13 protein-coding genes are annotated in these 13737 nt (G+C 51.4%); all 13 read right to left on the bottom strand.

The window, feature by feature from the left end; all coding sequences use genetic code 11:
- Nucleotides 1-53 precede the first annotated feature (53 nt).
- A complete protein-coding gene (locus MCJ35_RS08645; protein WP_025482039.1) occupies nt 54-917 on the bottom strand; it encodes a lysozyme inhibitor LprI family protein in 864 nt (287 codons plus the stop codon).
- Between the two features lie 105 nt (nt 918-1022).
- On the bottom strand, nt 1023-1505 hold the full coding sequence (gene rnhA, locus MCJ35_RS08640) for a ribonuclease HI (protein WP_025482040.1): 483 nt from the start codon (nt 1503-1505) through the stop codon (nt 1023-1025).
- 28 nt (nt 1506-1533) lie between these two features.
- On the bottom strand, nt 1534-3141 hold the full coding sequence (locus tag MCJ35_RS08635; protein ID WP_025482042.1) for an MBL fold metallo-hydrolase RNA specificity domain-containing protein: 1608 nt from the start codon (nt 3139-3141) through the stop codon (nt 1534-1536).
- A 160-nt stretch (nt 3142-3301) separates the two neighbouring features.
- On the bottom strand, nt 3302-4777 hold the full coding sequence (gene spoIVA / locus MCJ35_RS08630) for a stage IV sporulation protein A (RefSeq protein WP_008725461.1): 1476 nt from the start codon (nt 4775-4777) through the stop codon (nt 3302-3304).
- A gap of 204 nt (nt 4778-4981) precedes the next feature.
- Nucleotides 4982-5476 carry a hypothetical protein gene (locus tag MCJ35_RS08625; protein ID WP_008725460.1) on the bottom strand — a complete coding sequence of 165 codons (495 nt, stop codon included), beginning with the start codon at nt 5474-5476 and terminating at the stop codon, nt 4982-4984.
- Between the two features lie 144 nt (nt 5477-5620).
- Nucleotides 5621-6331, bottom strand: coding sequence for an ABC transporter ATP-binding protein (locus tag MCJ35_RS08620; RefSeq protein WP_025482044.1), 711 nt, complete (start codon nt 6329-6331; stop codon nt 5621-5623).
- A gap of 14 nt (nt 6332-6345) precedes the next feature.
- Nucleotides 6346-7104 (bottom strand): ABC transporter ATP-binding protein, encoded by a 759-nt coding sequence (locus MCJ35_RS08615; protein WP_025482045.1) that lies wholly within the window; start codon nt 7102-7104, stop codon nt 6346-6348.
- A 1-nt stretch (nt 7105) separates the two neighbouring features.
- Nucleotides 7106-8179, bottom strand: coding sequence for a branched-chain amino acid ABC transporter permease (locus tag MCJ35_RS08610; RefSeq protein ID WP_008725458.1), 1074 nt, complete (start codon nt 8177-8179; stop codon nt 7106-7108).
- Between the two features lie 8 nt (nt 8180-8187).
- Nucleotides 8188-9069, bottom strand: coding sequence for a branched-chain amino acid ABC transporter permease (locus MCJ35_RS08605; RefSeq protein WP_008725457.1), 882 nt, complete (start codon nt 9067-9069; stop codon nt 8188-8190).
- 173 nt (nt 9070-9242) lie between these two features.
- Nucleotides 9243-10466 carry an ABC transporter substrate-binding protein gene (locus MCJ35_RS08600; protein ID WP_025482046.1) on the bottom strand — a complete coding sequence of 408 codons (1224 nt, stop codon included), beginning with the start codon at nt 10464-10466 and terminating at the stop codon, nt 9243-9245.
- 246 nt (nt 10467-10712) lie between these two features.
- Complete coding sequence (locus MCJ35_RS08595; RefSeq protein WP_025482047.1) at nt 10713-11726, bottom strand: NAD(P)H-dependent glycerol-3-phosphate dehydrogenase; 1014 nt, start codon at nt 11724-11726, stop codon at nt 10713-10715.
- 24 nt (nt 11727-11750) lie between these two features.
- Nucleotides 11751-12386, bottom strand: coding sequence for a glycerol-3-phosphate 1-O-acyltransferase PlsY (plsY, locus tag MCJ35_RS08590; RefSeq protein ID WP_008725454.1), 636 nt, complete (start codon nt 12384-12386; stop codon nt 11751-11753).
- Nucleotides 12387-12408: 22 nt separating this feature from the next.
- Nucleotides 12409-13737: a ribosome biogenesis GTPase Der gene (gene der, locus MCJ35_RS08585; protein WP_025482049.1), complete on the bottom strand. Its 1329-nt coding sequence runs from the start codon at nt 13735-13737 to the stop codon at nt 12409-12411.

The raw sequence follows: 13737 nt of genomic DNA, 5'->3' as shown, positions 1-13737 counted from the left end.
ACTTTATGCATTCCCTTTCCCTGCCAGGCATATCAGATAACCGGGGTGAGCGCCTACTGCCCGGATACGGCATCCGTGGTTTCCTCTTCCACCGGGGCAGGAAGGCCGTTGGCCTGCTCATATCTGCCAGCCAGCTCATACGCCCTGTCCCTGGTAAGGCTTGCCAGGGTTGCCGCATATCCAATCCGTTCCACCGAACCGCCGCTTTTACCTGTGTTCTCTGCAGCCTTTGTCTCCCTGGTCTTCAGCCACTCCTGCTGTTCTGCAGCCAGCCTGGCCGCATCTTCCTGGGGCAGAAGCTCAAGGAGTGCATTATAAATGGAATTCAGTTCCCCTTCCCACATCTTAAGTTCGGTTTCAGCTGAGGTTTTGATGGAATAGACATTGGAATCCGTCTCCTGCTCGCGCATCTTCTGTATCTGCGAATCCAGGTCCATCAGGCGCTGCCTGTAATCTATGGTGAGGAGCATCTTTGATTCAGTCTCTTTTGCACCTGTCAGCGGTGATATGGGCATCTGTTCCACAGGCACTTCATCTTCCGAATATATCTGGACCGCCTGGACACCGTCCTCATCCGATGCATCAGTCTCCTCTGCCGCGGCTTGGGCTTCTGCCCTGTCTTCCATAGGGGAGGAAGCATATGCGGCGCCTGGCCCGGCTCCTGCTGCCGGGGAAGCACTGAGGCTCCTGTCCATGGGGGCGGAAACCTCTGCGGCTTTCCCTGCCTTCTGTTCCTCTTCCTTCACTTCAGATGCAGATGCAGGGGAAGGTGCTCCTGCAGGCATCTCGCCAGCCGTTGTTGCTGCTGTATCCATGGCTGTTGCCTGGCTTTTTACGTAGTACTTGGTATAATGGGTGACCCCGGTCCCTATCACCAGGATGCAGATAATTACAATCCATATTCGTTTATCCTTCATCGTCACACTTCCCTGCTGTGTTCTTGTCACTACATTATCACAAAAAAACAGGAAAGGGAATATGCAGATGAAAGGAGTAATAGATTGTAAGAGATACGTAAGAAATCAGCTTTCCAGTCCCTCATCAACCATCAGGTCATCACCGTCAGCCGCCGAAGTTGCCAGCTGGTCGCAGCGCTCGTTCTGCGGATGGCCTGCATGTCCTTTTACCCAGATAAAGGTGACCTGATGAGGCTCCTTGGCTTTCAGAAGCCGTTTCCACAGGTCAATATTCTTGACAGGACCGCTTTTTCCGCGGTTCCATCCCTTTGCAATCCAGCTGTCAATCCATCTCTGGTTAAATGCATCTGTCAGGTACTTGGAATCGGAATACAACTCTACCTGGCACGGCCGGTTCAGCGTCTCCAGTCCCATGATGGCAGCCATCAGCTCCATCCTGTTGTTGGTCGTGCGCACGTATCCGCCAGACAGGGTCTTCTCATGCAGCTGTCCCTTATTGTCCGTGAAACGCAGCACTACCCCATAGCCTCCCGGGCCGTCAGGGTTCCCTCTGGCTGAACCATCCGTATAAATCTGTACTTTACTCATGTATTACTGTCTCCTGTCCTCACTGTCCTTATCTGGCCCATTTATCGCAGAGGGCCAGTATCTGTTCTGTAAAATGTGTTAAATCCTTATTGGCCCCTCCCTGGTTACGGTTAATCACATCCATAAGAAGCTTCCCCGCATCCACAAGACGTGTATAGACACCCGTTGCCCTGCGTCTGGCTTCCGTCTCTTTCTCAATCAGTACAGGCTCAGCTTCCTTAATCCAGCATCCCCTGATTAAGTCAAACTGTGAACCGGAAAAAGGCGCCCTGGCTTTCAGTTTCAGCTGGGTATCCAGCATATCCGCAAATGCGGTGCAGGACTCCTCATCGCCATGGACCACAAACACATAATCCGGCCGTTTCTCAAAGGAGGATATCCATGTAAGCAGGCCATCCCTGTCAGCATGCCCGCTGATTCCTTCAATATTCTCAATATGGGCCCTTACATCAATCTCCTCGCCAAAGATCTTCACGGTCTGTGCACCGTCCTGAATCAGGCGCCCCAAGGTCCCCTCTGCCTGGTATCCGGCAAAGACAATGGAGCATTCCGGCCTCCAGAGATTATGCTTCAGATGATGCCTGATACGGCCCGCATCGCACATACCGGCCGCGGATATGATTACCTTGGGCGTCATATCGAAGTTGATGTTTTTCGATTCCTCACTGGTAATGGAAAGCTTAAGCCCAGGGAAGTCAATGGGGTTAATCCCCTTTTCCACCAGCGTCTTTGTCTCATCGTCATAACATTCCAGCATGTTTTCCTTAAACACATGGGTGGCTTCCACTGCCAGCGGGCTGTCCACATAGACGTCAAAGCCGTCATGTCCCTTGACCAGCTTTTCATCCTTGATATGCCGTATCAGATACAGCAGTTCCTGGGTACGTCCCACTGCAAAGGCAGGGATTACCACATTGCCGCTGCGGTCCAGGGTCTCCTGGATGATGCGGGCCAGGCTCTCCACATGGTTCACGCCTTTTTTGTGGTAGCGGTTGCCATAGGTGGATTCCATCACCACATAATCCGCCTCGTCAATATACTGCGGATCCCTTATGAGGGGCTTATTCTTATTGCCGATGTCCCCGGAGAATACAATCTTTTTAGTATGGCTTCCCTCGCAAGCCCATATCTCTATGGATGCAGATCCCAGCAGATGCCCCACATCCGTAAAACGCAGGGTCAGGTTATCATTAAGTTTGAATTCCTGCCCGTAAGCCACCCCTTCAAAATGCTTCAGCACATCTTCGGCATCCTCCATGGTATAAAGGGCCTCCACCTCGGTGCGGCCTGCGCGGCGCGCCTTTCGGTTCTTCCACTCGGCCTCCATCTCCTGTATGTGGGCGCTGTCCTTCAGCATGATATTGCACAGGTCAACGGTTGCATAGGTGGCTATCACCCGGCCCCGGAACCCCCTTGCATAAATCCAGGGCAGCATGCCCGCATGGTCGATATGGGCATGGGTCAGGAATACATAGTCGATTTCACGGTAGCTTACAGGAAGTTCCGCGTTCTGATAGACATTGTTTCCCTGTTCCATGCCACAGTCGATTAATACCTTTGTTTCCCCTACTTCCAGAAAATGACAGCTTCCAGTCACCTCATGATCCGCCCCGATAAATGTTAGTCTCATCTGCATTCTCCCCTCTGCGTATAATATAGTCCCGCCGCATAAATATTCTGTCAATTCTGGTTACAGTATACCATGTTCTCGGTATGAATGCAAATAGTATCGCTATATTTACACAATTTCCTGAAACCTGTCATGCTTTCAACACACCGACGGGTAACTGTTGATTTCAGATAATGATGCATATCATCCCGCCGTTGCTGTCATTGATGATTTTCTGCAGGGTATCCTGAAGCTTAAGCTGGCAGTCTTCCGTCATCTGTGAGACCTTTGCCTGAATCCCATCCTCCACAATCTGCTCAATGGATTTACCGAAAATGTTGGTGTTCCAGATTCCGTCATCGCTGTCCCTGGCATTTTCCTTAATGTAGGCAATCAGGTCCTGGGCCTGCTGTTCACTGCCCACGATTGGCGCAATCTCTGTCTCTATATGGGCCTTAATCAGGTTGATGGAGGGGGCTTCCGCCTTCATCTTCACACCATACTTGTTGCCATGCTTGATGACCTGGGGTTCATCCAGGACAATCTCAGAGCGTTCCGGCGTCACTACCCCATAACCCTTAAGACGTACCTGGGTCAGGGCGTTCTGGACCTTTTCGTATTCCTTCTGCATATTGGCCAGGCTGCTTAAGGTCTGCATCAGCTGGTATTCCCCCTCAATGGGAAGTCCCACATAGTCACTGAGGATCTGGTAATAATAGCTGTCATCCATATCCACCTGCACGGCCACCCGTCCGTCCGCCATCTGCATGTTCTTTACATTCATGGAGCGTATGGTGTCCGTGTTCTGTCCAGACAGTTCACCGGCCACATCCTTCATATGGCTGACCTTCTGGATGACCCCCCTGGCAGCCTGGATGACCTGTGCCTTCAGCCAGTGGGTGGCAGGAAGGATTTCCAGCCACTTAGGAATATGGAAGTCCATCTCCGTGACCGGGAATTCCTTCAATACCCGCTCCAGGATATGGAAAACATCATCCTTTTTCAGCTGTTCGCAGTTGACCGGAAGCACGGATACACCGTATCCTTCCGACATTTCCTTGGCCAGCTTGGCTGTCTCATCGGAGTAGGGCTTCATGGAATTGAGCAGGACCACGAATGGTTTCCCAAGCTTTTTCAGTTCATCAACCGTCTGTTTCTCAGCCGCTATGTATCCGGGACGTTTTATTTCCCCTATGCTGCCATCCGTGGTCACCACGATTCCTATGGTGGAGTGGTCATTGATGACCTTCCTGGTTCCCAGTTCCGCGGCCTGGGTAAAAGGGATGTCGTAATCAAACCAGGGTGTCTTCACCAGGCGTTCCTCGCCGTTTTCCACATGGCCTGCGGCCCCGTCCACCATGAAGCCCACACAGTCAATCAGCCTTACCTTGGCTTCAATCCCATCGGCCAGATTAATCTTGGCTGCTTCCTTGGGGATGAACTTGGGTTCTGTTGTCATTATGGTCTTTCCGGCAGCACTCTGGGGCAGTTCATCACGGCTTAAATTGCGCAGGTTATCATCCTCCATTGCAGGAAGCACCAAAAGCTCCATGAACCGCTTGATGAACGTTGATTTACCTGTGCGCACCGGACCTACCACGCCTATGTATATCTCTCCGCCTGTTCTCGCTTGAATATCCTTGTATACATTAAAATTGTCCATAAATATACCCCCTTGCTATGCTTTTATAATATATGCACAGGGAATTATGGGTATGATAAAGAATTGCGGATGTTTTTTTATTGAATTACCAGTGAGAATATGGGATATATAATCCAGAATTGCCGCAGACGGCATCAAATCCATTGAATCAATCCGATAAACAGATAGGTATATAAGCCAGCCAAAGTTTGACTCCCGGGCTGGCTATGCTGATTTCTTTTCCAGGGCCTCCACTCTGCGCTCCACTTCCTGTATCATCTGAAGTAAAAGAGCCCCGTTAATATCATCCAGTTTCTTAATCCTGTAATACTCGGTCATCTCGTCCAGTCTCTGCTTCATGTCATCCAGCTGATCCTGAAGCTTAATATGGATACGGTCCAGTTCGCCCAGTATCAGGTTCTCGGACGCAGCAAAACGCTTGTCCAAATGCTTCTCCAGCCATTCACGTTCTTCGGCAAACCGCATCTCCATCCGTTTTCCAAAGCACTCATCCTGTTCTTCGAAACGGGCATCGTTCCGTTTCTCCTGTTCTTCAAAACGGGCGTCTATCCGCTTCTCCTGTTCTGCAAACCGCGCGTCTATCCGCTTCTCCTGCTCCTCGAACCGCGCATCCATCCGGTCCTCCATGCGCATCTCTGATGCAGTTATCTCTTCCTTCATAACAAGACGGATCATTTCCAAGTCCTGTCTGTCAAGCATCGCCTCACTCCTTTCAAATATTTATTCCGGCCGTAAATTATATATAGCACAATCATGCAGGGATTTCAAGAGTGGATTTCAGAATATGGAAAGGAGCAGGATCCTGTATCAATCCCGCTCCCTTTCATTCATTTTTTATATCCTTTATTCGCTCAGGTATGCCTTCTTCACCTGGTCGTTATTCATCAGTTCTTTTGCATCGCCGCTGAGCGCAATGTTCCCTGTCTCAAGCACATACGCCTTATCCGCAATGGACAGGGCCTTCTTGGCATTCTGCTCCACCAGGAGCACGGTGGTGCCGTCCCCGTTAATCTTCTGGATGATATCAAATATCTCATTCACATAGATAGGGGAAAGGCCCATGGAAGGCTCATCCATGACAATCATCCTGGGATGGCTCATAAGCGCCCTTCCCATGGCAAGCATCTGCTGCTCGCCGCCGGACAGGGTTCCTGCGGGCTGGTTCTTACGCTCCTCCAGGCGCGGGAAGCGGCTGTACACCATCTTAAGGGTTGCTTCCATCTCTTCCTTATCCTTCCTGGTGTAAGCTCCCATCTTCAGGTTCTGAAGCACGGTGAGGGTTGCGAACACACGTCTTCCCTCTGGCACATGGGCGATTCCCATGCCCACCAGCTTATATCCGGGAACCTTGGTTATATCCGTACCTTCATAAACAATCTTACCGGATTTTGCATTAATCAGCCCGGTAATGGTATGCAGGGTTGTTGTCTTACCTGCCCCGTTGGCCCCGATCAGCGCCACGATTTCTCCCTGGTCCACATCAAAGGAGATTCCTTTTATGGCCTGGATCACGCCGTAATAGACTTCCAGGTCCCTGACTTCAAGCATAGCCATACTATCCTCTCCTCCTATTCACCAAGATATGCTTTGACAACTTCCGGATTGTGAAGCACGGTGCTGGTAGGTCCCTGGCACAGTACCTGGCCGAAGTTCAGCACGGTCAGTTCCTCACAGATGCCGCTTACCAGCTTCATGTCATGTTCAATAAGAAGGATTGTCATATCAAAATTATCGCGTACAAAGCGGATGGTGTCCATAAGCTCCGCTGTCTCATTGGGATTCATGCCCGCTGCCGGTTCATCTAAAAGCAGAAGCTTTGGTTTTGTGGCAAGGGCCCTGGCAATCTCCAGCTTTCTCTGCTTGCCGTAGGGAAGGTTGGATGCCTTGTAATCGCACTCTTCATCCAGACCGAATACTTTTAAAAGCTCCATGGCCTTCTCATCCATCTGCTTCTCCGTCTTATAGTACTGCGGAAGCCGGAAAATACCTGCTGCCGTGGAATATCTGTACTGATTGTGCAGTCCTGCCTTTACATTGTCCAGCACGGACAGGTCCTTAAACAGGCGGATGTTCTGGAATGTCCTGGCAATGCCGGACTGGTTAATCTCCGTTGTCTTCCTTCCCGTTACATTGATGCCGTTTAACTCGATGCTGCCGGCATCCGGTTTATAAACACCGGTCAACAGGTTGAATACCGTTGTCTTCCCGGCGCCATTGGGTCCAATCAACCCATAGAGCTGTCCCTTATCTATGCTTATCTGGAAATTATCAACCGCCTTGAGGCCGCCAAAGGAAATGCTTAAATTCTTAACTTCAAGTAATGCCATCTTACGCTGCCTCCTTTGCCGGTTTCTTATCTTTCCTGCCAAACCTGTCCATGATGCGTTCACGCATCGTCACGAACTGCGGTGCGGAGTTGAAAAGCATGGCCAGGATCAGTACGATTGCGTACATAAGCATACGGTAATTGCTGAGTCCCCGGAGCATTTCCGGAAGGAGGTACAGGATGACCGTTGCTATGACTGAACCACGGATGCTTCCGATGCCCCCCAGGACCACATACACAAGGATCATGATGGACATGTTGTATCCAAAGTTCTTGGGCTGCGCGGTAAGGGTGGTCAGGTTATGGGCATACAGCACGCCTGCAACACCCGCAAGTCCTGCTGAGATGGAAAATGCCAGCAGCTTGTACTTCGTGATATTGATGCCAATGGACTCTGCTGCGATACGGTTGTCACGGATAGCCATGATGGCGCGTCCTGTACGTGAATTAACCAGGTTCATCACAATGAACAGGGTAATGAGCACCAGGATGACGCCTATGGTAAAGGTGGCTGCCTGGGGCGTGCCCGTGATTCCCTGGGCACCCTTAATGAGGATTTCCCCGCCCTCTTCCAGCTTCAGGGACATGGAATCCTTAAAGGATATGTGGAAACCGGAGGCATCCCGCCCCAGGTAAATGGCATTGACCAGATTCTTAATGATCTCGCCAAAGGCCAGGGTCACGATTGCAAGATAATCCCCCCTCAGGCGGAGGACCGGGATTCCAATCAGCATACCGAACACAGCCGCCGCCGCTGCGCCGATTACAATGGCAATCACCAGGCTCAGGGTGGGATTGATGGAACCCTTCATGCATTTAGAGAACAGGGCGCCTGCAAATGCGCCCACGCACATGAAGCCTGCATGTCCCAGGCTCAGTTCACCCAGGATCCCCACGGTCAGGTTCAGGGAAACCGCCATGATCACATAGATACAGAAAGGAACCAAAAGCCCCTTTAACAGACTGGATACATGGCCGGTGCCAACCAGGACCTGCATGATGATATAGGCTGCAATTACAATCCCATATGTAATCATATTATTGATGAATGTCTTACGTTTTGCATTACTCTTCATACCGGCACCTACACTTTCTCATTAATCTTCTTGCCCAGAATACCGGTGGGCTTGACAAGCAGTACGATGATCAGCACAGAGAATACGATGGCATCGGACATCTGTGAGGATATGTATGCTTTTGAAAGGATTTCAATCACGCCCAAAAGGATTCCGCCGATAAACGCTCCCGGGATGGAGCCGATGCCGCCGAACACGGCCGCAACAAAGGCTTTGATACCCGGCATGGAGCCTGTATACGGGGTAAGGGAGGGGTAAGCAGAGCACAGGAGCACACCTGCAATGGCGGCCAGTGCTGAGCCAATCGCAAAGGTAAGGGCAATGGTGCCGTTTACATTAATCCCCATCAGGGTTGCCGCGCCCCTGTCCTCAGAAACAGCAAGCATGGCCTGGCCTGCTTTGGACTTATTGATGAATGTGGTTAAGCCGAGCATGATGATGATACAGGTAAGGATGGTCACAATGGTCTCACCTGTAATGGTCATCTGTCCGTCTGCCAGCTTGATGGCAGGAATGGTGACAACGGACGTAAATGACTTCGTATCCGCGCCGAATATGAGCAGGGCCACATTCTGCAGCAGATAGCTGACACCGATGGCCGTAATCAGTACGGCAAGAGGTGAAGCGCCGCGCAAAGGCTTATACGCAATCCGCTCAATGGTCATACCCAGCAGCGTGCATGCCAGGACCGCCACAAGAATACCCACCAATGGCGGGAACCCCATGGTGCTGACCGTGACAAATACCACGTAGCTGCCAATCATAATAACATCGCCGTGAGCGAAGTTCAGCATTTTGGCAATGCCGTAAACCATTGTATATCCAAGAGCTATGATGGCATATACACTGCCCAGGCTTATGCCGTTGATTAAATAGTTAATAAAGCCCATACCTGCACCTCTTTGTCTGAAGTCTTTTTTGATTTACCGCTGTGAAGCAGCGTAATCCTGTAACTTATGATATCATGAAACCTTACTATAAACAAGAGGGTTGTCATAGTGACAACCCTCTGTTGGGTTTTGTGTTGTGATAGCCCGTCCACTTTCCCGTGGATGGGAAATGCTTACATGGCTGCGTATGCTCCGTCCACTACCTTAACGGCCTTTGGCGCCTTGTGCGGCTCACCGTCCTCGGTCCATGTCATGCCTTCGCCGGTCAGTCCGTCTAACTTGATGTTCAGCATGGAAGCCTTCAGGGCGTCACAGATAGCGCTTGCATCCATGTCAGCGGTCACATTGGCATCTTCCATGGCTGCCTTCAGGGCATAGATTGCATCGTATGCATCTGCTGCGAACTGTACAGGAACTTCGTTGTATGCATCCTTGTAGCTCTTTACAAAGTTAACCGTCAGGTCATCTGTTGCATCTGCTGCAAATGGTGTGAGCAGCATCAGGCCCTCTGCCAGGCTGGTGTCAAAATTCTCAACCTGAAGGATACCATCCATACCGTCACATCCGAAGAACTGTGTCTCAAAACCGGCCTTGTCAGCCTGCTGTAAGATCAGGGACGCCTCTGTGTAATAGATTGGCAGGAATACCAGCTCTGCGCCTGCATCCTTAGCCTTCTGCAGCTGGGTGGAGAAATCCTTGTTGCTGTCAGCCGTGAACGCCTCAGCCGCAACAATCTCAAGACCCTGGGCAGCAGCCTCTTCTGCAAACTTCTCATAAATGCCGCTGGAATAGATATCGGAGCTGTCATAGATAACGGCAATCTTGGATGCCAGCTTGTTCTCGCCTATGTACTTAGCGGAAGCAGCGCCCTGGTCCGGATCGGAGAAGCAGATACGGAACACGTTAGGATTCGCCGCACACTCCACGGCGGAACCGGATGGGGTAATCTGGAACATGTTGTCAGCAGCCGTCTTATCGGCAACCGCGATACATGGGCCGGAAGTCACGGTGCCCATCAGCGCCTGCATTCCCCAGTCCTTTAATGTATTATAAGCACTTACGGACTTCTCCGGGTCATGCTCGTCATCCTGGAAATTAAATTCAACCGTGCAGCCATTGATACCGCCTGCCGCGTTAATCTCATCAACCGCCAGCTGTGCCCCGTGCTGTACGGCCAGACCATATACAGCTGCGCCGCCGGTGGTGGGTCCGATACCGCCAATCTTAATCACGCCGCCTGACGCTGCTTCTGTCTCACTGCTTTCACCAGCCGCATCCTTAGATGCCGCGGCAGTCTCTGCTGCCTTGGTTGTCTCTGCTGTGTTGGAACCGCCGCATGCCGTTAAAGAAGCAGCCATGGCTACTGCCAGACCAAGACTAAATAATCTCTTTTTCATAATTTTTCCTCCTCTTGCTTTTCCTTACCCTTCCGCGTCTGAATAACCGCGGACTTTCTTTATAAAGCTTTCTATATTATAGGTAGTTGCAGAAGGATTGTCAACCTTTTCATAAAAATTATAGGTTATTTTTCGTGAATGACCGAAAATTTGTGCCCAAATTCATCTTATTACCGCAAAAGCCCCCATTTTTTAAGGGAGGGGCGCCAATCCAGACGTTCCCTCCCTTAATTTTCATGGCATTTGTCATTCCGCTTCCCATTCCAGGCCGGAATTCTCAATCCGTTTGTCCCTGAGCATCAGCTCCGACACGGCTTCCCTGGCCGGCATGCCGCCGAAGAGTATGGCATTGACCTGTTCGACAATGGGCATGGATACGTTATACTTCTCAGCCAGGGCAAGGGCTGCCTTGGCTGAGTAGACGCCTTCCACCACCATCTTCACCTCCGCCATGGCTTCCTCCATGGTGTATCCCCTGCCAATCAGTATGCCTGCCCGTCGGTTGCGGCTGTGCATGCTGGCACAGGTGACAATCAGATCACCGATTCCCGTAAGCCCTGCAAAGGTTTCCAGCCGGCCTCCCATATCGATTCCCAGCCTGGATATCTCCGCAATCCCCCTGGTAATCAGGGCCGCCTTTGTATTATCACCGTATCCCAGCCCGTCAGCCATACCGGCTGCCAGGGCAATCACGTTCTTTAAGGCGCTGCCCAGCTCAATCCCCAGGATATCCGGACTCGTGTACACCCGGAACACCTGGCTCATGAAAATCCCCTGTACCAATTCCGCCACATGCTTCTTATGCGCGCCCGCCACACAGGTGGTGGGCAGTCCCCGGCTTACCTCCTCCGCATGGCTTGGGCCGGACAGGACCGCCACCTCTGCCTCGGGCAGTTCCTGTTCTATGATCTGTGACAGGGTCATAAGGGTGTGCTCCTCGATTCCCTTGGCCACATTGGCAATGACCTGGCCCGGCCGGAGATATGCCTTCATCCTTTTGGCCGTGCTCCTGACAAATACAGAAGGCACTGCCAGGACCAGCAGGTCCTTATCCTCCATGGCTTCCTCAAGATCATCCGTAAAACCGATTGCCTCCGGAATCTCCACCTCCGGCAGGTTCCTGTGGGCATGGGTTGCCTTCAGTTCCTTTATTTCCTCTGGTATTGCCGACCAGATTACCACCTGATGTCCATTGCCATGAAGCAGCACTGCCAGCGCCGTCCCCCATGTACCTGATCCAATTACACCGATTGATGCCATAACTTCACCGTCCATTTTGATATTTTATTGCTTTTTCGCGCCTATCTTATTCTCCCTGCCCTGCACCAGCCTTACAATATTGGCCCTGTGCCTCCAGAAGGCCATGATGGATATCACCGCAGAAACCCCGTAAAATTCTAGTCTTGATGTCTGGGACAGACCATAGGCGCCCATCTGTCCCATCATGATATTCCAGATAAGGAAAATGGTGGAAACCACAAGGGATCCCAACGACACATATCTGGTGACAGCCACAATCAGGATGAATGCAGCCAGACACAGCGCCGTCAGCCTCCAATCCAGGGAAAACATGATTCCCGCTGTTGCGGCAATGCCCTTTCCACCCTTGAAATTCAGATAAAACGGAAAATTATGCCCCAGGATTACACCGAATCCGGCATAGAGGATCAGGACATAGACATATTCCGGCCGGGATGCGAACAGGATGCGCACCAGGAAACAGGGAATCACGGTTTTCAGGAAATCCCCCAGAAACACAAGGGCGCCAGCCCTTACCCCCATGACCCTCAGGGCATTGGTACTTCCCGAATTGCCGCTTCCATGCTGGCGGATATCAATCCCCTTGACCTTGCCATATATATAACCCGTCTGAAAAAGCCCAAACACATATCCCATGACTAAACATATGATCCGTTCCATTCCATTATCCCCCTTGCTGTGCTTATTGATCCTTTGACTTACGCTCGCGGATAAGGAATTTTAAGGACGTGCCCTTAAACCCGAACGAATTGCGGATCTGGTTTTCCAGATACCTGGTATAAGAGAAATGCATCAGTTCCTTATCATTTACAAAGACTACAAATGTGGGCGGTTTCACTGCAACCTGGGTCATATAGTAAATCTTAAGCCTCTTTCCCTTGTCAGACGGCGGCTGCTGCATGGCCACTGCCTCTGTCATGATTTCATTCAGCACGCCCGTGGCAACGCGCAGGTTCTGGTTCTGCCGCACCGCGTCAATCATTTCGAACAGTTTTGGAAGACGCTGTCCCGTTGCCGCGGAAATAAAGATATACTCTGCGTAGGACATGAAGGAAAGGGTTTCTTTTATCTTATTGGTATACTCATAAATAGTCTTATCCGTCTTCTCAATGGCATCCCACTTGTTCACGGCCACAATGACACCCTTGCCGCGCTCATGGGCAATACCTGCAATCTTGGCATCCTGTTCCGTCACGCCCTCGACGGCGTCAATGACAACCACCACGATGTCCGCACGCTCCACCGCCGTCACGGTGCGGATGATGCTGTAGCGTTCCAGTTCTTCCTTAATCCTGCTCTTGCGGCGCAGGCCAGCCGTGTCGATGAACACATACGGCGTGCCGTTGTACACAATCTCCGTGTCCACCGCGTCCCTTGTGGTGCCCGCGATGTCGCTTACAATGACCCGGTTCTCCCCAAGCAGCTTATTGATGATGGAGGATTTTCCCACATTGGGCTTGCCCACAACCGCAATCCTTGGGCGGTCGTCCTCTTCCTCCTCTATCTTCTCCCCGTCAAAATGCTTCACCACCTCATCCAGAAGGTCGCCGATTCCCAGCCTGGACGCAGCTGATACGGGAACCGGTTCGCCGATACCCAGGTTGTAGAACTCATATACGTCATTGCCGAACTTGGCTATGCTGTCCACCTTGTTTACCGCCAGCACCACCGGCTTGCGGGATTTGCGCAGCATGTCGGCCACCTTGGCGTCCGAATCCACCAGGCCCTGGCGCACATCCACGATGAAGATGATTACATCTGCAGTGGAGATGGCAATCTCGGCCTGTTCCCGCATCTGGGAAAGGATGATATCCTTTGTATCCGGCTCAATCCCGCCCGTGTCAATCAGTGTGAAATTCATATCCAGCCAGGTACAGTCCGCATAAATCCTGTCCCTGGTCACCCCCGGCGTATCCTTTACAATCGAAATGGTATCTCCTGCTATCACATTGAACAGCGTGGACTTTCCCACATTGGGCCTGCCCACAATCGCTACCACTGGTTTACTCAT

Origin of the sequence: Enterocloster sp. OA13 (assembly GCF_022440595.1) — a bacterium.
In the GTDB taxonomy this organism is placed as follows: domain Bacteria; phylum Bacillota; class Clostridia; order Lachnospirales; family Lachnospiraceae; genus Enterocloster; species Enterocloster hominis.
This window is presented reverse-complemented; position numbering and strand designations above follow the sequence as displayed.

Excerpts from the sequence above, each read along its gene's own strand:
- MCJ35_RS08645 (WP_025482039.1), bottom strand. The coding sequence starts at position 917 with ATGAAGGATAAACGAATATGGATTGTAATTATCTGCATCCTGGTGATA.
- rnhA (WP_025482040.1), bottom strand. The coding sequence starts at position 1,505 with ATGAGTAAAGTACAGATTTATACGGATGGTTCAGCCAGAGGGAACCCT.
- MCJ35_RS08635 (WP_025482042.1), bottom strand. The coding sequence starts at position 3,141 with ATGCAGATGAGACTAACATTTATCGGGGCGGATCATGAGGTGACTGGA.
- spoIVA (WP_008725461.1), bottom strand. The coding sequence starts at position 4,777 with ATGGACAATTTTAATGTATACAAGGATATTCAAGCGAGAACAGGCGGA.
- MCJ35_RS08625 (WP_008725460.1), bottom strand. The coding sequence starts at position 5,476 with ATGCTTGACAGACAGGACTTGGAAATGATCCGTCTTGTTATGAAGGAA.
- MCJ35_RS08620 (WP_025482044.1), bottom strand. The coding sequence starts at position 6,331 with ATGGCTATGCTTGAAGTCAGGGACCTGGAAGTCTATTACGGCGTGATC.
- MCJ35_RS08615 (WP_025482045.1), bottom strand. The coding sequence starts at position 7,104 with ATGGCATTACTTGAAGTTAAGAATTTAAGCATTTCCTTTGGCGGCCTC.
- MCJ35_RS08610 (WP_008725458.1), bottom strand. The coding sequence starts at position 8,179 with ATGAAGAGTAATGCAAAACGTAAGACATTCATCAATAATATGATTACA.
- MCJ35_RS08605 (WP_008725457.1), bottom strand. The coding sequence starts at position 9,069 with ATGGGCTTTATTAACTATTTAATCAACGGCATAAGCCTGGGCAGTGTA.
- MCJ35_RS08600 (WP_025482046.1), bottom strand. The coding sequence starts at position 10,466 with ATGAAAAAGAGATTATTTAGTCTTGGTCTGGCAGTAGCCATGGCTGCT.
- MCJ35_RS08595 (WP_025482047.1), bottom strand. The coding sequence starts at position 11,726 with ATGGCATCAATCGGTGTAATTGGATCAGGTACATGGGGGACGGCGCTG.
- plsY (WP_008725454.1), bottom strand. The coding sequence starts at position 12,386 with ATGGAACGGATCATATGTTTAGTCATGGGATATGTGTTTGGGCTTTTT.
- der (WP_025482049.1), bottom strand. The coding sequence starts at position 13,737 with ATGAGTAAACCAGTGGTAGCGATTGTGGGCAGGCCCAATGTGGGAAAG.